Origin of the sequence: Flintibacter muris (genome assembly GCF_943192995.1) — a bacterium.
In the GTDB taxonomy this organism is placed as follows: domain Bacteria; phylum Bacillota; class Clostridia; order Oscillospirales; family Oscillospiraceae; genus Lawsonibacter; species Lawsonibacter muris.
The window spans coordinates 1-22,480 of sequence record NZ_CALPCP010000015.1; the positions used below are offsets into that span (position 1 = coordinate 1).

At 54.6% G+C, this 22,480-nt stretch carries 24 protein-coding genes, 1 tRNA gene and 2 pseudogenes; 22 read left to right on the forward strand and 5 right to left on the reverse strand.

The annotated features are described in order from the left end of the window. From NFS22_RS12370 to NFS22_RS12395, 7 genes and pseudogenes are all read left to right on the forward strand, one after another. Window positions 1–999: DUF6329 domain-containing protein (locus NFS22_RS12370; RefSeq protein ID WP_251318067.1), on the forward strand; the 999-nt coding region annotated here is incomplete at its 5' end. A 101-nt stretch (window positions 1,000–1,100) separates the two neighbouring features. Beyond that, a pseudogene (locus NFS22_RS12375) lies at window positions 1,101–2,243 on the forward strand (LPD28 domain-containing protein); the annotation flags it as partial. A gap of 479 nt (window positions 2,244–2,722) precedes the next feature. Next, window positions 2,723–3,095, forward strand: a pseudogene (locus tag NFS22_RS12380) (low molecular weight protein-tyrosine-phosphatase). Further along, window positions 3,096–3,566 (forward strand): LURP-one-related/scramblase family protein, encoded by a 471-nt coding sequence (locus NFS22_RS12385; RefSeq protein ID WP_251318069.1) that lies wholly within the window; start codon window positions 3,096–3,098, stop codon window positions 3,564–3,566. 92 nt (window positions 3,567–3,658) lie between these two features. Further along, a complete protein-coding gene (locus NFS22_RS12390; RefSeq protein WP_251318070.1) occupies window positions 3,659–3,877 on the forward strand; it encodes a helix-turn-helix domain-containing protein in 219 nt (72 codons plus the stop codon). 13 nt (window positions 3,878–3,890) lie between these two features. Then, window positions 3,891–4,025, forward strand: coding sequence for a hypothetical protein (locus NFS22_RS23740; RefSeq protein ID WP_277614770.1), 135 nt, complete (start codon window positions 3,891–3,893; stop codon window positions 4,023–4,025). A gap of 39 nt (window positions 4,026–4,064) precedes the next feature. Further along, complete coding sequence (locus tag NFS22_RS12395) at window positions 4,065–5,072, forward strand: tyrosine-type recombinase/integrase (RefSeq protein WP_251318071.1); 1,008 nt, start codon at window positions 4,065–4,067, stop codon at window positions 5,070–5,072. Between the two features lie 296 nt (window positions 5,073–5,368). Here NFS22_RS12395 and NFS22_RS12400 read toward each other — a convergent pair. Beyond that, window positions 5,369–5,445: transfer RNA gene (locus NFS22_RS12400), tRNA-Pro, on the reverse strand. Between the two features lie 105 nt (window positions 5,446–5,550). On the opposite strand from NFS22_RS12400, the gene NFS22_RS12405 reads away from it, so the two are divergent. The 8 genes from NFS22_RS12405 to NFS22_RS12440 all read left to right on the forward strand — a co-directional run bounded on the left by NFS22_RS12405 (window position 5,551) and on the right by NFS22_RS12440 (window position 12,065). Further along, entirely contained in the window at window positions 5,551–6,603 is a 1,053-nt protein-coding gene (locus tag NFS22_RS12405; RefSeq protein ID WP_251318072.1) for a M23 family metallopeptidase, read from the forward strand. After that, complete coding sequence (locus tag NFS22_RS12410) at window positions 6,600–7,217, forward strand: metalloprotease (protein WP_251318073.1); 618 nt, start codon at window positions 6,600–6,602, stop codon at window positions 7,215–7,217. Before NFS22_RS12405 ends, NFS22_RS12410 begins: the two co-directional genes overlap by 4 nt. A gap of 35 nt (window positions 7,218–7,252) precedes the next feature. Further along, a complete protein-coding gene (locus NFS22_RS12415; RefSeq protein WP_251318074.1) occupies window positions 7,253–9,097 on the forward strand; it encodes a TIGR03960 family B12-binding radical SAM protein in 1,845 nt (614 codons plus the stop codon). Beyond that, window positions 9,090–9,755, forward strand: coding sequence for a TIGR03936 family radical SAM-associated protein (locus NFS22_RS12420; RefSeq protein WP_251318075.1), 666 nt, complete (start codon window positions 9,090–9,092; stop codon window positions 9,753–9,755). The genes NFS22_RS12415 and NFS22_RS12420 overlap by 8 nt, the downstream gene beginning before the upstream one ends. A gap of 218 nt (window positions 9,756–9,973) precedes the next feature. Continuing rightward, complete coding sequence (locus NFS22_RS12425) at window positions 9,974–10,156, forward strand: DUF4177 domain-containing protein (RefSeq protein WP_251318076.1); 183 nt, start codon at window positions 9,974–9,976, stop codon at window positions 10,154–10,156. A 3-nt stretch (window positions 10,157–10,159) separates the two neighbouring features. Next, a complete protein-coding gene (locus NFS22_RS12430) occupies window positions 10,160–10,525 on the forward strand; it encodes a thioesterase family protein (RefSeq protein ID WP_251318077.1) in 366 nt (121 codons plus the stop codon). 250 nt (window positions 10,526–10,775) lie between these two features. Beyond that, entirely contained in the window at window positions 10,776–11,921 is a 1,146-nt protein-coding gene (locus tag NFS22_RS12435) for a sodium ion-translocating decarboxylase subunit beta (RefSeq protein WP_251318078.1), read from the forward strand. Window positions 11,922–11,939: 18 nt separating this feature from the next. After that, the gene (locus tag NFS22_RS12440; protein ID WP_251318079.1) at window positions 11,940–12,065 is read left to right on the forward strand and encodes a sodium pump decarboxylase gamma subunit; all 126 of its coding nucleotides are present in this window, start codon (window positions 11,940–11,942) and stop codon (window positions 12,063–12,065) included. A 22-nt stretch (window positions 12,066–12,087) separates the two neighbouring features. Here NFS22_RS12440 and NFS22_RS12445 read toward each other — a convergent pair whose 3' ends face one another. Further along, window positions 12,088–12,354 carry a DUF6514 family protein gene (locus tag NFS22_RS12445; protein WP_251318080.1) on the reverse strand — a complete coding sequence of 89 codons (267 nt, stop codon included), beginning with the start codon at window positions 12,352–12,354 and terminating at the stop codon, window positions 12,088–12,090. Window positions 12,355–12,484: 130 nt separating this feature from the next. On the opposite strand from NFS22_RS12445, the gene NFS22_RS12450 reads away from it, so the two are divergent. Next, entirely contained in the window at window positions 12,485–12,643 is a 159-nt protein-coding gene (locus tag NFS22_RS12450; protein ID WP_251318081.1) for a hypothetical protein, read from the forward strand. 299 nt (window positions 12,644–12,942) lie between these two features. On the opposite strand, the gene NFS22_RS12455 is transcribed toward NFS22_RS12450, so the two are convergent. Further along, window positions 12,943–14,124 carry a nucleoside recognition domain-containing protein gene (locus tag NFS22_RS12455; protein WP_251318082.1) on the reverse strand — a complete coding sequence of 394 codons (1,182 nt, stop codon included), beginning with the start codon at window positions 14,122–14,124 and terminating at the stop codon, window positions 12,943–12,945. Window positions 14,125–14,293: 169 nt separating this feature from the next. Here NFS22_RS12455 and NFS22_RS12460 point away from each other — a divergent pair, with 169 nt between their 5' ends. From NFS22_RS12460 to NFS22_RS12480, 5 genes are read left to right on the forward strand one after another with little or no spacing between them, the layout of a single operon-like run. Next, window positions 14,294–15,331, forward strand: a complete 1,038-nt coding sequence (locus NFS22_RS12460; RefSeq protein ID WP_251318083.1) for a DUF2804 domain-containing protein — start codon at window positions 14,294–14,296, stop codon at window positions 15,329–15,331. Beyond that, window positions 15,325–15,930 (forward strand): M48 family metallopeptidase, encoded by a 606-nt coding sequence (locus NFS22_RS12465; protein ID WP_251318084.1) that lies wholly within the window; start codon window positions 15,325–15,327, stop codon window positions 15,928–15,930. The genes NFS22_RS12460 and NFS22_RS12465 overlap by 7 nt, the downstream gene beginning before the upstream one ends. Beyond that, a complete protein-coding gene (locus NFS22_RS12470) occupies window positions 15,927–16,574 on the forward strand; it encodes a YczE/YyaS/YitT family protein (protein ID WP_251318085.1) in 648 nt (215 codons plus the stop codon). The genes NFS22_RS12465 and NFS22_RS12470 overlap by 4 nt, the downstream gene beginning before the upstream one ends. 18 nt (window positions 16,575–16,592) lie before the next feature. Continuing rightward, window positions 16,593–17,858 (forward strand): replication-associated recombination protein A, encoded by a 1,266-nt coding sequence (locus tag NFS22_RS12475; RefSeq protein ID WP_251318086.1) that lies wholly within the window; start codon window positions 16,593–16,595, stop codon window positions 17,856–17,858. Between the two features lie 9 nt (window positions 17,859–17,867). Continuing rightward, window positions 17,868–18,641 carry a sulfite exporter TauE/SafE family protein gene (locus NFS22_RS12480; protein WP_251318087.1) on the forward strand — a complete coding sequence of 258 codons (774 nt, stop codon included), beginning with the start codon at window positions 17,868–17,870 and terminating at the stop codon, window positions 18,639–18,641. Window positions 18,642–18,676: 35 nt separating this feature from the next. On the opposite strand, the gene NFS22_RS12485 is transcribed toward NFS22_RS12480, so the two are convergent. Next, on the reverse strand, window positions 18,677–19,783 hold the full coding sequence (locus tag NFS22_RS12485; protein ID WP_251318088.1) for a DUF3810 domain-containing protein: 1,107 nt from the start codon (window positions 19,781–19,783) through the stop codon (window positions 18,677–18,679). Window positions 19,784–19,820: 37 nt separating this feature from the next. After that, complete coding sequence (locus NFS22_RS12490) at window positions 19,821–21,002, reverse strand: tRNA(Met) cytidine acetate ligase (RefSeq protein ID WP_251318089.1); 1,182 nt, start codon at window positions 21,000–21,002, stop codon at window positions 19,821–19,823. Window positions 21,003–21,164: 162 nt separating this feature from the next. Here NFS22_RS12490 and NFS22_RS12495 point away from each other — a divergent pair, with 162 nt between their 5' ends. Continuing rightward, on the forward strand, window positions 21,165–22,358 hold the full coding sequence (locus NFS22_RS12495; RefSeq protein ID WP_251318090.1) for an acetate/propionate family kinase: 1,194 nt from the start codon (window positions 21,165–21,167) through the stop codon (window positions 22,356–22,358). The last annotated feature ends 122 nt before the right edge of the window (window positions 22,359–22,480 follow it).

Sequence of the window (22,480 nt, forward strand, 5' to 3'; positions counted from 1 at the left end):
TATGGCCTGGTAAGAGGCATCGACGGTGAAGGCCCGGCACAAGTTCTGACCGGACGTGTCAGGGTCGATGACCTGAATACGGAAGCTGGAATCCAAAAGCTCAACCAATTGGCTGAGGTGATAGACCATATGGACAGCGAAAGGCTGAAATTCCTCGGCGGGGCGCTGGCGCTGGAACGAGTTGATAATTTAAATGATGTTCTGCGCATCATAACTGGCCTGGATCAGTACGAAATATTTCCCAGGATCAAGACAGATGAGGACTTGGGGCATTTTTTGGTGGACACCGCACCCATTACCGGGAAATTTTCCTTTCCCGAGGAGACCCAGCCCTATCTGGACTACGCCAAGATCGGCGCGGAACAGCGGAATGTCCTTGGCGGGATGCACACATCCAATGGCTTCATTAAACGGCGGGAACAAGCCCCCGTACAGGCCGAAGCGCCAAAAGCCATCGTCCTGACGCTCATGTCTTTGAAGCAAAGTGATACCCTGATCCTTCCCGCTTCCGAGGAACAGCTGGAGCAGGCAAAAAGGGCGCTGGATGTGGAGGACTTCTCCCAGGCGGTGATCGCCGGCGTTGATTATGTAGTCCCCAGTTTAGACCGGTTGATCCCCAGAGACTGCATCAGTGTGGAGGACGCCAATGAGATGGCCTTTTGTCTCCGGCAGCTAAAGGCACACGGCGAGGTGAACAAATACTGCGCCGCGCTGGAGGTAGAGGAGCCGTCCACCTTCACCGTGGCTCTTGATATGGCCATAGACATCGATGACTATGAGCTGATCTCTGGCAGTGAGCGTGAGTATGGCCGTCAGGCTCTGCGTCGGATCGGTGCGGATGACGAACTGCTGGATACCATAGACGGCTATATGGATTTCGACCAGTTTGGCAGAGCCATGATGGAGGAGGATGGGGTCCGTCAAACCGGATTCGGCCAGGTGCGCCGTTTGAGCAAGCCTTTCCCGCCCGAGCCGGAGTTTGAGCAGATGATGGTGTAAAAAAGCTGGACTTTCCAGCAAAGGTGTGGTATTTGTGATTGCTGCAAAATCTAAGAAAGGAAGTGAATCCATTGCAGATTAACATCTACAAGGACAAACTGCTGGGCGCTCATCTGTTTGGGGCCTCAGTGTTGTACAGTACCAAGCCCATCCCCCGTGAGGATGTGCCCCAGAGCTGGTACTGTTACGACCTACGGGGTACAGCCCGGCATCCGGACGAGCCTCATGCCCTGGTGGACAAGGCAGAGGAAAACCATTTTGGTTCGATCCTCTCCTACCTGCCGCTGAAAAACAGGCGTTCTCAATTCCGGCTGGTCAAAAATATGTTCCAGATGACCGGGACAAGCCCCACTCTGGCAGAGTTTTGCGCTGAGGAAAAAATCCGCTGCCCCGAAACTCCCATCCGTCATCTGCTGCGCCCCGCATCCCCCGAGGATGCGGGGCTTTTGTACGAGTTTTTCAAAAGCCAGGGGACGGTGGTAATCAACGAGGCGGCGGACTTCGCGGGGACAAACGGCTGTTATCTCTACCAGGGCCGGGACGTGCAGGAACGAAAAAACAAGCACCTGAAAGACCAGATCCTTGTGGTGGCCCCCAGCGAGGGGCTGGTATCGGCGGATGTGTGGCTCCGCTGTCGGAAAAAGCTGATGGCGAACACCACGTTCCAGAACGGACGCAAGGCGAAAAATACCTGGCTGGCCGGGAAAGTGAAGTGTGGCCGCTGTGGGTACGCCTTAATGAGCGTAGGGAACCCGTCAGGCGTTCAATACCTGCGATGCTCCAAGCGGGCGGACAACAAGAGCTGTCCGGGCTGTGGGACGCTCCGCACCAGGGAATTTGAGCGGTTTATTTACGGCGAAATGGTGAAGAAGCTGGCACAATTCCAAACCCTGACGGGCAAGCGGGAAAAGGTCAATCCCAAGCTCACCGCCTTAAATGTGGAGCTGGCCCGTGTGGAGGATGAAATTGAAAAGCTGCTGAATACCCTGACCGAGGCCAGCGCGGTTTTGATCTCCTACGCCAACACCAAGATTGAGGAATTGGACGCACAGCGGCAGACGCTGTCAAAGGAAATCGCGGCCCTGTCTGCGGAAACCATGTCGCCGGAACAGATTGAGCGGTTGTCGGTGTACCTGAACCGCTGGGAAGAGATTGACTTTGACGATAGGCGGCAGGTGGCTGACGGCCTTATCTCTCAAATCCGCGCAACGGGTGAATGTGTCGCTATTGAGTGGAAAATCTGATTTTCAACTATCCATCGTACTTGACTATGGGCTGTGTGCCCTTGTCAAGAGATGTAAGTAAGGATGCTTTATTGCCCATATGACCTGGGGGAAGTGAATGGTGGCACAATTGAAATGAATATTAAGGAACGATTAGGCTATAAGGGAATCGCAAAGCCATATGTAGATTTTGACTTAAATATTTCAAAAATTATTTTTGGGGATAAATGTAATAGTAAATTGATAGAGGAATTGAAATCGTACCTGAATGCAAAGGGGATAGGCTATACATATTTATAAAAATGAGAAGACAAATAAATGCAGTAGTAAAACCTCCCAATTCTTACTACGTTTTTACTACGATTGATGGCTTCAACTTGCCACATTTTGCCTCGTTTTGCTCATTCTGTGATTTTTTTAACAATTTTCTTCGGAAAAATAAACCCCGCAAAACGTGCCAAAACACGGCAAATCAACGCATTTCAGGAGGAATTTTTATTATGATTAAGATACTTTTCGTCTGCCATGGGAATATATGCCGGAGCCCAATGGCCGAGTTCATCATGAAGGATCTGGTGAAAAAGCGGGTCTGGAGAGCCAATTTCACATCGAATCCGCAGCTACCAGCACCGAGGACTACGACCAATTCGATCTCCTGATCGGGATGGACAAAGCCAATATCCGGAGCATGTACCGCATCTGTGGCGGTGACTACGACGGCAAGATTCATCTGCTCTTGGAATATGCGGGCCGTCCCGGCGACGAGGTCGCTGACCCATGGTATACTGGGGACTTTGAGGCCACTTGGCAGGATTGCTGGCTGGGTGCCAGGGACTTCTGGAGGTTTTTGTGGGGATAGGAGGGGCGATGTAAATGCGGCTGTTATTCAAACAAAGATTCTTTTCCTGGTTTGACAGCTACGATATCTTTGATGAAAACGGGAACACCGTCTATGTGGTCAAAGGAGAATTGAGTTGGGGACACCGGCTCCAAATTTATGACGCAATGGGAAACCCGCTTGGGCGTGTGCAGGAGCGAGTTCTGACTTGGCTGCCTAAATTTGAACTATACATAGATGAACAGTTCGTTGGCGAAATTCAGAAGGAATTTACGCTGCTTCGTCCCAAGTTTCATCTGGATTGCAACGGCTGGACAGTGGAAGGAAACTTTTGGGAGTGGGACTACGCTGTTATGAACAGAGATCGGGTAGTTATGCGGCTGTCAAAGGAGTTTTGGAATTGGACCGATACCTACAGCATGGATATCAGCCGTCCGGAGGATGCGTTATACTGCCTGATGATTGTGCTGGCTATTGACGCTGTGAAGTGTTCGCAAAACAATTGAGAACCTAAAATATAACGAAAAACGCTAATTGCTGTTTCAGCGGCAATTAGCGTTTTTGCATAGACTTAAAATGAGATAAGGAGCGAAAGAACATGAAGAAGAATAGTTTTACGTCTGTGAAGGATTTGCCGATCATGCTGTCGGTCTCCCAAGTAGCGGCAGTGCTGAACATCTCCCGAGCCAGTGCCTACGAACTGGCCCACTGCAAGAACTTCCCTGCCATGCTGGTGGGCTGCCGGATCGTGGTCTCCAAGGACAAGCTGCTGGCCTGGATTGAGGCCAGGGTCGCTATGAACGAGCTGTGCAGTTAAGGAGGGGAGCAGGATGGCAAAGCGCAGAGCCAGGGGAGAGGGGAGCCTCCGCAAGCGCGGTGATGGCCGCTGGAAGGGCCGGTACACCACCGGACGGGACCCGGAGACCGGGAAGCTGATCTACCGTAACGTTCTGGCGAGGACGTAGACAGAGTGCAGGGCGAAACTCCGGGAAGCAATCAAAAACATGCGAATGGAGCCGGAAGAACTTCTGGCTGAGTCCGTCAAAGAACCGCCTCAGCCTGTCGTCAAGTATACGACAGGGGAGTGGCTCCGCACCTGGTTTGAGATGTACTCCAAGCCGAACCTCCGGGAGGCCACCCAGGATCAGTACACCAATTTTCTGGAAAAGCACCTGATCCCCAGTATCGGCGATGTCCCGCTGGAAAAACTGACCAGCCTTCGGATACAGAAGATGTATCAGGACCTGCGGACCAGTGGTTGCGTCGCTCAGAACAAGCGGGCCGGTACCGGACTGAGTCAAAAGACCGTCCGCAATATCCATATGATGTTCCACATCGCTCTGGACCAGGCTGTGAAGGAGGGCCTCCTAAACAAAAACCCCACCGACGGCTGTATCCCGCCGAAGGTGGAGAAAAAGGAGATGAAGGTCATCCAGCCGGAGCAGATCGGTGCCTATCTCCACGCTGCGGAAGAACACAACGTCCTGCCTATGTTCTACCTGGAGCTGACCAGCGGTCTGCGCAGGGGAGAACTTCTGGCTCTACTGTGGAACGACCTGGACCTGGAACAGCGCACTATTTCAGTGAGCAAATCCGTCTCGGGACGTCACGGAGAGCTGAAGGTTTCCGCTCCAAAAACGAAGTATTCCATCCGCAAGGTGGCCATCCCTCAACAGACGGTGGAACTGCTGTTCCGGGAACATGCGCTCCATCCTGACAGCCCGTACATGTTCCCGTCTCCAGTGACTGGGACCATGTACCACCCGGACACAGCAGGCCGTATCCACAAGAAGCTTTTGCAAGAATCCGGTATAGAAAGTGTTCGATTTCACGATCTGAGGCATACTTTCGCAACAGTTGCCCTGCAAAATGGAGTGGATATCAAGACGCTGTCCCAAATGTTGGGGCATTTTTCTTCTGGCTTTGCTCTGGACACCTACACTCACGTCACCGCAAAAATGCAGCAGGAGGCTGCAGAGAAGATGGGTAGTTTTATGGAGATGACGCTGTAAAGGCCGAACCGTCAAAACGTATCAGCAAAGACATCTTCCAAGGTGATCGTCAGATCATCATATAGGGAGAAGTAGAACTTGGTTGGAACAGCGGCTTTTTCCTCGTCGGACATTTTTTCCATAGGCTGCGTTGTTTTCCACTGAAAGAACCCCCATCATACCTAAAATCGTCCAATACATCCAGCTCCGTCTATCGCTGAATGGGTCACTTAATGGGTCAGATAATGGGTCAAAAAATTTGACTCACTGAAAAAGTTGCAAAAATCCGCTGAAATAATTAAATTTCAGCGGATTTTTGGTCCGAGTGGCGGGATTTGAACCCACGGCCTCTTGGACCCGAACCAAGCGCGATACCAAGCTTCGCCACACCCGGATTTAGTTAGCTAGGTTATTATATTTGTTTTTCCTTCATCTGTCAAGAAGAATATTCCGTATCTTTCCGGAATAGACTGGCAAAAAGAGCAGAGGAGGGACGGTCATGTACAACCAGGGTACACAAGCAATCAACCACAGAAGAAGCGTCCGGACTTACAGCAGCTCGCCAATGCGGAGCCAACGGCAGGGGACATCCAGCCAGGAGCGGGTTCGGCTGCTCCAGCTGGCGGTCTGTCTAGTGCTATTTTTGGCTGTCTCTGTGTGGAAAGGAATTTTTCCCCAAAGGCTGGAACAGGTACGGGATGATCTGCTGTCCCTTATTACTGCTGATCTGGATTTCCAGGAAGCTTTGGCAGAACTGGGGGAGTCTCTGGCTGCTGGGGACACCGTACTGGCCGACCTAGGGGCCTTCTGTATAGAGGTATTTGGTGCGGGCGGACAGGACGAGCCAGTGGAACAGGTTGCCTTTACACCCCCGCCGCTGACGTCGGATACACGCAGTGAAGAACTGCGGTTTCTCAGCCAAGGGGCAGACATTGCGGCTGGTACCATCCACTATGCCAGTACCAGCCAATATGGTTGGGAGGTAACGAGACCCGACACAGAAACGGTACCAGTCCTGGAGGAGCCAACGGATGAAATAGCTGCTCCGGAAGAAGCGCCTTCCGTTCCTGCGGTTGGAACAGTGATTATGGTTTCCGATTATAGTGGCGAGGCTCTGCCCAGCAATTATACAATGGACCAGCTGTCCCTGGGGGAGTTAGAGACAGTTACCCCGGTGATAGGCCATCTAAACTCTGAATATGGCTACCGGGACCACCCCATTAACGGACGCTACCAGTTCCATGGCGGGATCGATATCGGCGGACAAAATGGAGACCCTATTACCGCTTTCGCAGCTGGGACGGTGGAGTACATTGGTCAGGACGACTCCTACGGCCTGTATTTTCAGATAGACCATGGGAATGGAATTAAGTCTTTTTATGCGCATTGCAGCAAGATTCTGGTCTCCAAGGGGCAGACGGTGGAATTGGGGGAAAAGGTGGCCGAGGTCGGCTCCTCCGGTTCAGCTACCGGGCCCCATCTTCATTTGGAGCTGAAATACAATAAGCTGCATTTGAATCCTATCTATTATGTGGACTATCTGGAGCCATGATGAAATTGGGCAGGGTAGAGGTGACGGTTGGCTTTTTAATGATGCTGGCCTGGCTGAACTATCTGGATCGTTCGTTTTTAATCCCCATGGCGCTGACAGCGTGCGGGCTCCATGAGATGGGGCATGTGATAGCCATCCGTCGGCTTGGCGGAGATATCAAGGGAATTCGCTTGACAGCTGTTGGAGCGGAATTGGTTCTGGCTCGTCCGCTTGGCTACTGGCAGGAGGGATTGTCCGCCCTGGCAGGACCTGGAACCAACCTGCTATTTGCTCTTGTCTGCTGCCATGTTCAAAAGGGGCTGAACTTTGCCGGGCTCAACCTGGTGCTGGCGCTGTTCAATCTGCTGCCAGTGGGACGGCTGGACGGGGGGCGGGCGTTGTACTGCACCTTGACTTTGTTGGCCGGCCCTGACCTGGCGGACCGGGCGGGCAGATGGCTGGACTGTCTGTGTACTGCCGGGGCACTGGCAGCAGGGCTGTGTTTGGCCCTTTTTAGGGGGAATATAACCCTGCTGTTGGTGGCTTTTTGGCTGACAGCTGTCTTTCTGCGCCAAAATATTTATCAGTTTCCCAGAAATAAAGCTTGCCAGCGGGGCAGGAAAAAGGTACAATAACCCTTGTGTTTTACTTATGATCTGGGGGTTGCATGATGAACCGTACCTTAGAGCACATTCTGCCGAACGTGCAAAAGCCCGCTCGATACACAGGCGGGGAATATAACGCTGTGGTCAAGGACAGGAGCAAAGTGGATATCCGCTATGCCTTGTGTTTTCCTGACACCTATGAGATTGGTATGTCCAATCTGGGCTGCCGCATCCTCTACGGGGTGATGAATGAGCGGCCTGATATCTGGTGTGAACGCTGCTTTGCCCCCTGGGGCGATATGGAGGAGCAGCTGCGCCGTGAGGGTCTGCTTCTTTATGGGCTGGAGAGCGGCGACCCCGTTGCCGAGTTTGATATTATTGGCTTTTCCTTGGGCTACGAGATGGCGTATACTAATGTGCTCAATATGCTGGACCTGGCTGGTCTGGCCCTGCGCAGCGCGGACCGGCCCGACTTTTCCCCGCTGATTGTAGCGGGGGGGACCTGCTGTTACAATCCGGAGCCCCTTGCCCCCTTTGTTGACTTCTTTGTGCTGGGCGAGGGGGAAGAGGTTACCCTGGAATATATCGACCTGTACCGTCAGGCCCGGGACGAGGGCTGGTCCAAGGCTGAGTTTTTGCAGGAGGCGGCCAAAATTGAGGGTATCTATGTGCCTTCCCTGTATGAGCCAGTGTATCGGGAGGACGGTACACTGCAATCAGTTGACATAAAAGCGGGAAGTGGTGCTCCTGAAACTATCACAAAGCGGATTATTCAGGACATGGATCAGGCCTATTTTCCGGTCAAAACCATTATTCCCTCCACCGAGATCGTCCATGACCGGGTGATGCTGGAGCTGTTCCGGGGCTGTATCCGGGGCTGCCGGTTCTGTCAGGCGGGCTATGTCTACCGCCCTGTCCGCTCCCGCAGCCCGGAGCTGCTGGCCCAATACGGCAAGGCCGCCTGTGAGGACTCAGGCTATCAGGAGATGACCCTGTCATCCCTGTCCTCCACCGACTACCCCGACCTGCTTCCCCTGTGCGACGAGCTGCTGGACTACTGCGCCCCCCGGGATATCGGGCTGTCACTGCCCTCTCTGCGGGCTGACACCTTCTCCATGGGGCTGATGGAGCGGCTCCAGCGGGTGCGCCGGGGCGGGCTGACCTTTGCTCCTGAGGCAGGCACACAGCGTCTGCGGGACGCCATCAATAAAAATTTGCGGGAAGAGGAGCTGCTCCAGTCCTGCAAAACCGCCTTCGCTGGGGGCTGGAGCGGGGTAAAGCTGTACTTTATGCTGGGTCTGCCCACCGAGACTGATGAGGACGTGCTGGGCATTGCCGACCTGGCCCGGAAGGTCTACTTCACCTGGCGGGAGTATTCGCCCAACAAGGCCAGAGGGGTAAGGATTACTGTGTCCACCTCCTGGTTTGTGCCTAAGCCCCACACTGCTTTCCAGTGGGAGGCTCAAATTCCTGTGGAGGAGTACCAGCGGCGGGTAAACCTGCTTCGGGACGCCCTGAAACGGGACAAGTCCATCACCTATAACTGGCACGATCCCCAGACCAGCTACCTGGAGGCCATTTTGTCCCGGGGAGACCGGCGGCTGGCCAACGTGCTGGAGTGGGTATGGGAACACGGGGGAAAGATGGACTCCTGGACGGAATATTTTGACTACCAGCGCTGGCTGGACGGGCTGGCGGCCTGCGGTCTGGACGGGGATTTTTACGCCCACCGGGAACGGCCCCGGGAGGAGGTATTTCCTTGGTGCCGGCTGTCAACAGGGGTGGACACTGATTTCCTGTGGCGGGAGCGGGAGCAGTGCTATGCGTCTCAGACCACACCGGACTGCCGGACCCGCTGCTCCGGCTGCGGAGCCATTAAGTTGATGACAGGAGGTGGCCGCTGTGGCTGACCGGCTGCTGTTTACCAAAACGGGACGGGCCCGGTATATCTCCCATCTGGACCTGATGCGCACCTTTCAGCGGGCCTTTGCAAGGGCAAAGATACCGATCAAGCATACCGAAGGCTTCAACCCCCACCCCTTTGTGTCCATCGCTCTGCCCCTGTCGGTGGGATTTTCCAGCCAGTGCGAGATTCTGGAGTTTGGATTGCTGGAGGGGACAAGCTATGAGGAGGTGCCCCAGCGTCTCACCGCCGCCATGCCGGAGGGGATTATCGTCCACCAGTGCTATCCGGTGGAGCGGAAGCTGAAAGAATTGCGTTATGTCAACTATATCATGACCTTTGACTACCCTGAGGGCCGTCCGCAGGAGACAGAACCCGCCATGGCGGCCCTGCTCAGTAAGGAGAGCCTGGTGGTGAAGAAGAAGTCTAACAAGGCGAAAGCCGGCTTTACAGAGGTAGATATCATTCCATGTGTCCGCAGTTGGCACATTGAGTGTCAAAGCGATACCATGATGGTGGACCTGGTGACTTCCGCCCAGAACCCCGGCCTCAACCCAGAGCTAATCCGAGCCGCTTTTTGCGCGGAGTATCCGGAATATATCCCCGATTTCGTCACCTTCCACCGCCGTGAGGTACTGGACGGGGAGGGGAAGCCGTTTCGATAATTTGGTGAGCAATATGGAGAAGGGAAACCATTACAGAAAAAATTTCTATACTGACCGTTTTGCGCGGCACTGGTATTGCCAGCATGCACGCTTGAATCAGCTGAGAAGAGAGAAATGGGAGGCAAAACGCTTAGTATGGCGGATAAACAAAGATGAGCTGCACAAGCGTGAGATAGAAAACTGGTAGTGGCAAACATGCGGCATATGGAGAGAATTTTATGTATACCTATGAATATGAGAGAATCTATGTTGAGGGATTTATTAACTTAAAAGCAAAAGGCTATGAAGAAGTGATTGCTTGCCGGGCTGAGGATGGCTGGCGCTATGCGGGCTTTCTTCCGGTCGTGTGGAGAAACGGCGCTCTCACAGAACTGGACTTGATTTTTGAAAAGGAGATGTGACAAATGGAAAAACCCACTCAGCACAGTCTAACCTGGACGGTAGACGACACTATGACTGCCAAGCGCATTGGAACGGCGGGATCAAAGATTCTGTCCACCCCCAACATGCTGGCCCTGATGGAGGCCTGTGCCCTGGAGCTGGCCCAGGAGTATCTGGACGAGGGGATGACCACCGTGGGCGCGGAGGCCCACGTCCGCCATCTGGCCCCCACCCCTGTGGGTATGAAGGTGACCGCCACCGCCACCTTGCGGGAGATCGAGCGGCGGAAAATGTGGTTTGATATCCAGGTCCACGACGAGAAGGGCAAGTGCGGCGAGGGCTCCCATCTGAGAATCATGGTGCCCCAAAAAGACCGCAGTCAGGGTTAAGGGAAATTATATGAAAAATTTTCCTTGACAAACGAAATCACCTGTGGTAACATGCCCCATACAACAAAGGGGAGTAGTCGGCGCGTCCTGACCGGCGCGCGGCACCAGTCAACAAGCATGTGCGGCCCATGGAGGCCGTTCTGGCTGTGCCTGAAATGACCAGACCTGCGTTCCGACTGTTCGGGACGCAGGTCTTTTTTGATAGATATTCTAAAACTGGAAAGGATAAAGAAAAAAGGAGTGCATGAATATGGATTTTTCCTTCCTCTGGCAAGGACTTCTGTCCATCACTTGGCAGCAGCTGGTTATGTATGTTATCGGCGGTCTGCTCATCTATCTGGCTATCGAAAAGGGCTTTGAGCCGGCCCTGCTGATGCCCATGGGGTTTGGCGCCATTCTGGTAAATCTGCCTCTGTCCGGCGTCATCAACCAGTTCAGCGCCGGGATAGGGGAGACCCCAGGCATTATCCAGTGGCTTTTTGAAACGGGCATTGAGGCCAGTGAGGCCATGCCCCTGCTGCTTTTCATTGGTATTGGAGCCATGATTGACTTCGGCCCCCTGCTGGCCAACCCCAAGCTGTTCCTGTGCGGTGCGGCGGCTCAGGCGGGTATTTTCCTGACCATCATTATCGCCGTACTGCTGGGTTTTGACCTGAAGGACGCCGCTTCCATCGGAATCATCGGTGCCGCTGACGGTCCCACATCCCTGCTGGTGTCCCAGACCTTGAAATCCAACTACGTGGGCGCCATTGCGGTGGCCGCCTACTCCTATATGGCGCTGGTGCCCATCATCCAGCCTTTTGCCATCAAGTTGGTCACCACAAAAAACGACCGGGCTATGCGTATGCCTTACAGGCCCCAGGGGGTTACCCGGCGGATGCGTATTCTGTTCCCCATTGTGGTGACAGTTATCGCCGGACTGGTAGCTCCCGCTTCGGTGGCACTGGTGGGCTTTCTGATGTTCGGCAACCTGATTCGGGAGTGCGGCGTATTGTCCACACTGTCCAACACAGCGCAGAATGACCTGGCCAACCTGATTACACTGCTGCTGGGCATCACCATCTCCTTCTCTATGAAGGCGGATCAGTTTGTCCGGTGGGAGACCTTTATGATTATGGCGCTGGGCCTGGTCGCCTTTGTGCTGGACTCCGTAGTGGGCGTACTCTTTGTCAAAGTTTTGAATATCTTTACACCCCACAACAAGATCAACCCCATGGTGGGAGCTGCGGGCATCTCGGCATTCCCTATGTCCTCACGGGTCATTGAGAAGCTGGGCCAGGAGGCCGATTCTCAAAATCACCTGCTCATGCATGCTATTGCCGCCAACGTATCCGGTCAGATCGCCTCGGTGGTGGCCGGCGGCGTGGTACTGCAATACTTTGCCAACATAATCTGAGTATAGGAGGGATAGAATATGAGCGAAAATCTAATCCAGGCCTTTGCGATGCTGGGACAGGGAATGCTGGGAATCTTCGTTGTATTGGGCATCATTGCGCTGTTAGTTGTTCTGATGCAGAAGTTTGGCGAAAAGAAGCAATGAACTCCAGGAAAGTACTTTAACTTTACAGCCAATCGGCCACAACGTCGGCAAGTCCGGTGGGACCTACCTGGTTGTCCACCAGAAGGGTCATTAGCTCATCAATGCGCTGGGCGCTGGTGGTGATTCTGGGAATAGAGGTGGAGTCCCCATCCTCTTCGGCAATCCGTACACCGTAGTTTTCACAGAAGAAGCAGGAGGTCTCCTCCTGATCGACGGTGAGAAAATAGTGGAAACAGTGCTGGTTTCCAGTCTGGCCGGTATACCGGCGGGTAGCAATCTTCATTTCCATGATCTAGTAGCTCCTTTCCCGTAAACGGCTTTATGGGCACATTATATAGTGTTTTTCCCGGCAGGAAAAGAGAAAGATATCGCAGAAAAATTCCTCATGCGACTGCCTTCGTCACAGGAAATATCGACAGTTGAAAAATGCAGTCGCCACAGGGCAGAATATCGGGAAAAGTTTTTGGGATATTCCATGCCAGCCTGTAAAGGTTCTTGCTTTACGGATCGAAAATGAAGGAAATACTATTTTTGTAAACATTGTCGAAGCATCTGCAAATTCTTCATCCATTTTATGACAAAACCCGCCGTAAAGAAAATTACTTTACAGCGGGTTTGCTATGTGCTATAGCGTGAAATCTTCCTCAGACAGGCTGCTGGAAACCAGTTTACCGGGACGCGGGGGTACCCGCTTCAACGGATCATAGCGAAAAGACCCGCAATGAGAGCCGGCAGACATGACCCCCTTTTTCGGACAGACGATCTGGCCGTGATCCAATTCCCGTCCCCGGGCGCAGTAGGCGCACCGGGGTTCGATAGATGTTTGAAAGAGATTGATGGCAACTCACCCCCCGCTGTTATAGTTTTCTTGGGGCTATTATACTACATTCGGCCGCCCTTTTCCACTGTTTTTTTGTACCACATAGACGGTCAGCGCCAAAAAGACCAGCCATACCCCCCAGGAGGCCACGGCGGATATGGTGAGCGCCTGATGGAAGTCCAGATGAGCAATGGCCTCTGTCTGTTCAGTCAGGTAGAAGGAGGCCGGACTGCTCAGCGGAATGATTCGAAACAGCAGATGTGCCAGGAAGGCGGAGATACCTCCGTGGAGCAGCTTGCCCGCCACATAGGTGCGGATGGACAGGCCGCTGTCCCCCAGAAAGGCCAGCACCTGGCAGTGGACGGACACCCCTGCCCACCCCAGCATAAAGGCTGCCATGGACAGCCGCCCGGACAGCGTCCCATCGGTCAGGGAGGAGACCCCGGAAGACACCTCCACCAGACCGGTGAGCAGCCGTTCCGCCCAGGTCTGGTCCATTCCCAGCGGGGCCAGCAGAGCGGACAGGATGTGGGCCGCCGTAGTCAGAATACCTGCGTAGGCGAGAATTCGTAGAAATACGGTAAAGAACAGGATAAACGCGCAAATATTTAAGGTGGATTGCAGCGATCCGGCCACAGACGTGGTAAAGGCCTTGGGAAAGCTGGCCGCCTGAAATTCCGGTCCCCGCCGCCGTCTTGTCTGGGGCCGTTCACCGGGCTTGTAGAAACGGAACAGCACCCCTACCATTAGTGATGCCAGCAGATGGGCCAGGTAGAGGAGCAGTCCCGCTGTTCCGCTGCCAAATACTCCCGCTCCCACCACGCCCAAAATGAAGGCGGGGCCGCTGTTGTTGCAAAAGGCCAGCATCCGTTCCGCCTCAGTGCGGGAACATTGTCCGTTTTCGTAGATCTGAATGGCTGTCCGGGCTCCTACAGGATAGCCGCCGATAAAGCCCAGGGCCAGGGCGGCGGCACAATTACCGTTTACCCGGAACAGCGGCGCCATGACCGGCTCCAACAGCCGGCCCAGATAGCGGGACATTCCCAGCTCTACCACCAGAGAGGACAGCACAAAAAAGGGGAACAGGGAGGGCAGAATCACATTGCTGCACAGCTTGAGTCCATCCCGCATAGCACCCATAGCCTGTTCCGGCCACAGGACCAGGGCCATTGTGGCCCACAGCAGCCCAACGCCCAGCAAAATGTCCCGGCACTGGGATTTTCCTACAAGTTTCCCCATGCTGCACACCTCATTTCCCCAAAATGATCTCTGAAACTATATGCGGAAAAAAGATATTCCTTGCCTGTCCAAGAAAAGAATTGCAGAATGGAACATTTTACAGTATAATGGAAGAAATTTGACGTGCCGCCTGAGGCGGCCCACATTTTGACCCATAAGGGGGGGGGATATGGCCATGGAGCAGCACGAGATTACCACAGCCCAGCCTCTACTGGACGAGCAGGGGAACCTGCGGGAGGCGGGATATGCCAAACGGATGCTGCCAATCTATGACAGGAATATGATTAAGGGGGGTGCCCTGCGCATCAAAGAGTGGGACTACTACCTGGTGATGAACGGCCAGTTTGCTCTGGCGCTGACCATTGCGGACAACAGCTACATGGGGCTGGACTCCATTTCACTGCTGGATTTTTGGGAAAATACTCAGGTGACCAAAAGCCCCATGCATTTGCTGCCCATGGGAAACACCGGCATGCCCTCCTCTTCCATGGAGGGGGACAGCGCGTCGGGAGGGAGGGGCTATTCGCTGCTGTTCCGGAGGGAGGAGGACAAACGGTCCCTCTACGCCCACATGGAGCATTTTGACGGCAGAGCCCCTTTGGACGCCTATATTGAGCTCACTGATGAACCGGAGGAGTCTATGGTCATCTGCACCCCCTTTGACAAGCCGGGGCACTTTTACTTTAACCAGAAGATCAACTGCCTGCGGGCCTCAGGCAAGGTGACAGTGGGGGAGAAGGAGTATATGCTGGACCCCTCTGACACCTTCGCTGTGCTGGACTGGGGACGGGGGGTCTGGACCTACCACAACACCTGGTACTGGGCCTCCGCCTCCGGGATGGTGGACGGGGTGCGGTTCGGATTCAATCTGGGTTACGGCTTTGGGGATACCTCCGCCGCCACTGAGAACATGCTGTTCTACGACGGAAAAGCCCACAAGCTGTCCAAGGTGCGTTTCCGCATTCCAGGCCGCCGCCGCAAGCGGCGGTACATGGAACAGTGGGAATTCACCAGTGATGACGGCCGCTTTGAGATGCGCTTTGACCCCATTATGGACCGCGCTTCCTGCGCCAACGCCGGGGTAATCAAGTCAGATCAGCACCAGGTATTTGGAAAATTTACCGGCCTGGCCCTGCTGGATGACGGAACAGAAGTATTTGTCAAAGATTTTTTAGGCTTTGCTGAGGAAGTGGAGAACAAATGGTGACCAAAGGCCTGCCTCAGCTGCGCATGGTGGACACTCCAAACGGGCCTATTACCTATACCCTGACCCGGAAATCGGTAAAAAATCTGAACCTGCGTGTTGACGCCAGGGGAGAGATTATGGTCTCGGTTCCCCTGCGCTGCTCAGTCAAGCAGGCGGACAGCTTTGTCCAAGAGAAGAGCGGCTGGATTCTGGCCGCCATCCGCCGCCAGGACCGGAGGCAGGCGGAACCACTCCCGCCGGTGTCCCGGGAGGAATGCGCCCGCCTTCTGGGTGAGGCTCTGGTGCGGGTCTACCCCTTGGTGGAGCCCTGCGGCGTGGCGTTTCCCTCCCTGAAGCTGCGGGCGCTGAAAAGTCAGTGGGGCAACTGCCACTGGGCCCAGGGGTACATCACCCTGAATACCGCCCTGGCCCGGTGTCCGGAAGCGCTGCGGGACTATGTGGCCCTCCATGAGCTGGTCCACTTTCTTCACCACGACCATGGGCCGGGGTTTTATGCCCGAATGGATGCCCTCATGCCAGACTGGCGGCAGCGGAGAAAAACGCTGAAGCAATATAGCGGGGCCCTGGAAGGCAGAGCAAAAGGGAGCGAACACACATGAAAAATCCATATCGGTGGTTGATTTATGGGCTGGGTATGACAGTGCTGGCCCTGGGGATTACGCTGAACACCAAAGCGGGGTTGGGTGTTTCACCCATTGTCTCAGTGTCCTACAGTGTATCCAAGATATTTTCCTTGAACTTTGGCGATATGACCTTTTTGCTCTATGTTCTGTTTGTTGTGGTCCAGTTATTCCTGCGGAATAAAACAGAACGGGTGGCAACACTGCTTCAGATTGTGGTCAGCCTGATTTTCAGCCGCCTGCTGAACCTGTTTGATGTCCTGATCCCCTATATCTGTACAGATCACAGCCTGGGAATCAATCTGCTTGTGCTGGCCGCAGCCATTTTCCTGACTGGGCTAGGCATCGCCATGACGGTAAATATGCGCTTGGTTCCCAATCCGGGAGATGGAATTGTGCAGGCTATCGCGGAAAAAATAGGCCGCAGTCAAGGGTTCACCAAAAATATATTTGATGTGGGCTGCGTTTGCACTACGGTGGCAGTAGGGCTGTGCTGTGTCAGGGAAATTGTGGGAATTGGTATCGGAACCCTTGTTGCAATGATCGGTGTAGGACGGTCCGTTGCCTTAGTGAACCACTTTTTTAAGGAGAATATGCAGGCTGCCGCAGGAATCACAGTTTAAGGAAGGGAGTGAGGAACCATGGCATATCGCCCATTGGCGGATGAAATACGGCCCCAGTCGCTGGACGAGGTGGTGGGACAGACCCACATTTTAGGAAAGAACGGCCTGCTCCGCCGCATTGTGGAGGGGGGAAATGTTCCAAATCTGATTTTCTACGGTCCATCCGGTACAGGCAAAACCACTGTGGCCAACATCATTGCCCAGCGGACCAATCGTCCCCTTCACCGGCTCAACGCCACCACCGCCTCGATCTCTGACATCAAGGACATTATGGCGGATATCGGTACGCTTTTGGCTCCGGAAGGGGTGCTGCTTTACCTGGATGAGATTCAGTATTTCAACAAGAAGCAGCAGCAGTCTCTGCTGGAGTTTATGGAGGACGGCCGCATCACCCTTATCGCCTCCACCACAGAAAACCCATTTTTCGCTGTCTTTGGAGCAGTGCTTTCCCGGGCTAGCGTCTTTGAGTTCAAACAGATTACCGCTCAGGATGTACTCCCGGCCATTGACCGGGGTATCTCTATCATGGAGGAGCGGCTGGGTGCGGAGGTAATCTGTGAGGAAGGGGTTCGGGAGCACATTGCCTCCGCCTGCGGCGGAGATGTACGAAAAGCTATGAATGCTGTTGAGCTGCTCCTCACTGCTGCCAGACGTGAGCAAGGGAAATTACTTGTCACCTTGGAAGACGCTCACACTGCCGCTCAGAAGTCGGCTATGCGCTATGACCGGGAGGGAGACGCTCATTTTGATATCGCCTCCGCGCTTATGAAGTCCCTTCGGGGTTCTGATCCGGACGCCGCCCTCCACTACCTGGCCCGCCTGCTGGAGGCCGGGGACTTGATTACCGCCATCCGGCGGATTTTATGCTCTGCCAGCGAGGACATTGGCCTGGCGTACCCTATGGCTGTTCCCATTGTGAAGGCCTGCGTGGACAACGCCCTTCAGCTCGGCCTCCCGGAGGCCAAGCTGCCTCTGGCTGAGGCGGTGATCCTTCTGGCTACTGCACCCAAGTCCAATACCGCCTGCATGGCCATTGATGCCGCCTTGGCCGATGTCCGCGCCGGCCGTACAGGAAGTATCCCCCGTGAGCTGCAAAACGTCCACGCCGACTCCGCCGGACAGGAGCGGGAACAGGGCTACAAGTATCCCCACAGTTTTCCGCGGCACTGGGTGGCGCAACAGTACCTCCCGGACGAACTGGTGGGGACGCACTATTATCAATATGGCGACAACAAGACCGAACAGGCTGCCAGGCGGTACTGGGAGGAAATTAAAGGAGATTAGGAGAAAAACATGGAATTGTCTGAACTGGCACATATTTGGATGATTGTCTGTCCGCTGGTATTTTTGGGCGGATTGATTGATGCGGTGGCGGGGGGAGGCGGACTGATTACCCTCCCGGCCTATTTGATTGCTGGTCTGCCGGCTCATATCGCCTCAGGAACCAACAAGTGCGGCAATGTCTTTGGCACTCTTTTGTCCACAGGACGTTTTTTGAAGCGGGGAGATGTCCATATCCCCAGTGCCATCACGGGAGCGGCTGGCGCACTGGTAGGCGCTTGGATTGGCGCCCGTCTCAATTTGATTATGCCGGAGCGGATGCTGTACTATTTTATGCTGATTATGGTGCCAGTCATGGCCGTTTTTCTGCTGTTGAAGCGGAATTTTGGACAGGAAGACCGGTCCGGAGAGCTTAGCCGCCTTCAGTTGATGTCAATGGCCCTTGGAATCGGCCTGGTTATTGGGGGGTATGATGGTATTTTCGGCCCTGGAGCAGGCACCTTTTTGATGCTGGCCTTTACCGGGATGTGCCGGTTTGATCTGCTCACCGCCTCCGGAAACACCAAGGTTGCCAACTCAGCCAGCAATATGGCATCTCTGATTACCTTTGCCTTTGCGGGCAAGGTGATGTGGGTGGTAGGCATTCCCGCCGCTGTCTGTGGTATCGCTGGCAATTATGTGGGCTCCAGCCTGGCTCTGAAAGGTGGAGCCAAGGTTATTCGTCCCATGTTTTTTGTGGTACTGGCTCTGCTTCTGATTCGATTGATTTATGGTCTGTTTACATAAAAAAGCCGCCCAACGGGCGGCTTCCTTTATGAACGTTATAAGTATTTGCTGTAATAATTGACCAGAAGGTCCACACAGGCGCCATAGGAACGGATTCCCAGTTCCTGGTTGTTTCCCTTGAGAAAAGAGTCATACATGTCCCCGGCCACGTTCTCCACGGGGGACTCCAAGGCCTCCCAATAGGAGTTGTTGTCCTGCCAGTCGATGACCAGCTCCGGGGTGAAGGTGCGTTTCGAGATATCATACCAGGTTTCGGGGGAGACGGAGTAGAGGGCGTTGCACAGATTGATAAGGCCCATCAGATATCCGGAATACTGGAAGACCACGTCGTCACAGGCGGTAGAGGCGGCGATTCCCACAAAATTGGCTTCCAGCTCAGAGGACACCATCCGCTGATGGGCCATCTCGTGGGCAATGGTGGAGGGAAGCAGGCAGGCAGGAGCGTCCACATTTACATTTGCCTCTCCGGTAAAAGGAAAGTATATCCCCGTAAAGCCCAAGATGCTCTGGAATCTGGAGAAGAGCAAGGGTTTTGCCTTTACAGATTTTATATTTAGCGCGGGAAACTCTAAAGCGATATTTTGATAGATATCCACACCTGTGTGAAAGCAGTTGGGTACTTCTTCGGCGAAGTGGCCCTCCTCATCCCGGGGTACCTGAGCGGCCAGGGCGGCGGCCTGACAGGCAAAGTATTCGGTGACGGCGGCCAGCTCTTCAACAGAGTAGGGCTCTGTGTTCAGACCCGCCCTTTGGGCAAATGTGGGGATATAATAGGCGGCGTTCCACATCCAGCACAGCCCTGCCCACAGCCAGAGCCACACCGCCGCCAGAGCAATCAGCCGGCGCAGAAAGGGAACAATCGCCCTCTGCCGGAACACCAGCACAACCGCACGGATGACCCAAATCACACAGCCGGTCAGAAACAGAACGGTGAGGGCCTCCGCCACAGAAAAGGGAAAGACAGACCAAATACGCCCCAAAAGCCGCTCCAATGGGGCCATAATACCAAATACCCAGCCAGTCATCAGGGATTGCTTGTCCTTCAGCAGAGAAAAAAGAATGACCAGTGTCAAGGGGATCGTCACAGCGCCTAATTGAAGCCATATCCGGTTCAGATGTGTACCTTTCTTTTTGGTCTTCATGGAGCCTCCTTTGCTGTAAATGACGGCCAAAGGCCGCTCACTTTATAAAAACAGGGCTGGTGGTCCACTCCAGTCCGCTTGGCTTTGGAGTGGGGAAGCACAGGGCGAACAGATCTGTAAACCGTTCTTCCAGGGCAAACAGGGCCTGGGCCTGAGGGGAAAAGCGGCGGAAGGTCCTGTCGTGGATATGGGCGGCCTTGACAAAGAAGGGAAGGTCCGCTTTTTGATTCATTTCTTTCAGCAGCGCCTGTCCCCGACGGTTGAAGCCAAGCACACGAATATATGGGGGAGAGGCGGGACGGTCCCGTTCCCGCAGTCCCAGCAGAGCATAGAGGACCAGCCGCCGCACCCGGGAATGGGCGTAGGTTCTGGTTTTGGTCAGGGTGTACAGCTCCTCCAGACTGGCTGTCTGCCGGGCGGCGTACAGAAGTCGGGCGGCCAATCCATCCCCGCTGTCCGGGAGGGATTCCACCTCCTCCAGGGTCATGGCGCGCAGCCGGGCAATGACAGCCCGCTCCAAATGTCCTATATCAGCCGTCTCTCCCTTCCAGGGCAGAGACAGAAAAGGGGAAACACTTGACACATCCCCCGCCCGGAGCCAGCCGCGCAGGAGGGAGGCAGAGGGGCAGCCATCCCGCTCCTGACCGCTGTCATGAGCCGCACCCCGTCGGGCTACAGTAACCGCCTCCATCTCCGAAGGCAGAAAGCGCAGGTACTCTACGCCCAGATTATTATTGGGAAAGTCCAGCAGAGCGGCCCTTTCCGGACCAAGCAGCCGTTCCACCGCCTGACGGCGGCACTGGGCAAAGGACTTTTTCGGCTCAAGCTCCCGGCGCAAGCTCTGGGAGAACACCGGACTGTTAAGACACCGGGCCAGCTCCCACAGCGGAGCTGTATACCCGCATTCACTGCCAAAAGAGAGGACATCTACCACTCCGGTAGCCTGTAGAATCGCCATCGCACCCCTGGCAAAGCCTTCGGCGGAGGCGGAAGCCCATACTGTGGGCAGTTCCAGCACCAGATCAACGCCGCCGGACAGAGCCATTCTGGTCCGGGTCCATTTGTCCGTAATGGCACATTCCCCCCGCTGAACCCAATTTCCACTCATGACGGCCACAACGGCGGTCTCATCCTGAAAGAGCGCTTTGGTTTTCTCAATATGGTACGCGTGTCCGGTGTGAAAGGGGTTATATTCGGCAACAATCCCAACTGTTTTCAAGGGCGAGCCTCCCGATAAAAAATATTTGGATGAAATGTGAAAAAGTGGTTGTCCAAAGAGAGAAAAAGCGTTAAAATAGAAGTATCATCCGGGTTACCTCTATTGTAGTACATTCCGCGTTTTGAGGCAACCCAAATTTGATTTGAGAAGGAGACGATTCCCATGAATATTCTGGTAATCAACGCCGGCAGTTCCTCTTTGAAGTATCAGCTGCTCAACCCCGAGACCCAGCAGGTGCTGGCCAAGGGTTTGTGTGAGCGCATTGGAATTGACGGCAAATTTACCTACAAGCCCGAGGGCAAGGAGGCCGTCAAGGAGGCCGACGTGGCTATGCCCACCCACAACGAGGCCATCAAGGCTGTGCTGGATGCCCTTGTGGACCCCAAGAACGGCGTGATTGGTTCTATGAAGGAGATTGACGCTGTTGGCCACCGTGTGGTCCACGGCGGTGAGAAGTTTGCCAAGTCTGTCCTCATTACCGACGAGGTTATGGCCGCCATTGAGGAGTGTAACCCCCTGGCCCCTCTCCACAATCCCGCCAACATCATTGGAATCAAGGCCTGCCAGGCTCTCATGCCCGACACCCCCATGGTGGCTGTGTTTGATACCGCCTTCCATCAGACCATGCCCCCTGCTGCCTATATGTATGCTCTTCCCTATGAATACTACGAGAAGGACAAGGTTCGCCGTTACGGCTTCCACGGCACCTCCCACAAATACGTCACTCAGCGGGCTGCCACCATGCTGGACAAGCCCATTGAGCAGCTGAAGCTGATCTCCTGCCACCTGGGCAACGGTTCCTCTATCACCGCTGTGGACGGAGGCAAGAGCGTGGATACTACCATGGGCTTCACCCCTCTGGCAGGCGTCCCCATGGGCACTCGCTCCGGCGACCTGGATGCGGGCATTCTCCAGTACCTGATGAACAAATACAGTATGGGGATTGACGAGATGCTGAATGTGCTGAACAAAAAGTCCGGCGTGGAGGGCCTGAGCTGTGTCAGCTCCGATTTCCGCGATCTGGAGTCCGCCGCCGCCAAGGGGGATGAGAAGGCCGCTCTGGCCCAAAAGAAGTTTGCCTATGAGGTAAAGAAGTTTGTGGGTGCTTACGCCGCCGCCATGGGTGGGGTGGACGCTATCATCTTCACTGCCGGCGTGGGCGAGAACGACAAGGCCATCCGCTCCATGGTCTGCGAGGGCTTGGAGTACATGGGCGTAAAGCTGGATGCCGCCGCCAATGACGTCCGGGGCAAGGAGACCATCATCTCCGCCTCGGATTCCAAGGCTAAGGTCCTGCTAATCCCCACCAACGAGGAGCTGATGATTGCTATCGACACCGCCTCCCTGGCCAAGTAAATTGATTTACGTCAAAAGGCGGACGCAGCGCGTCCGCCTTTTTGTGTCATTGACAACCGGAGGGCCGATACATTATAATGATTCAAGAAAGGTGGGGCAAAGCATGTATCCCTTTTTGTTTT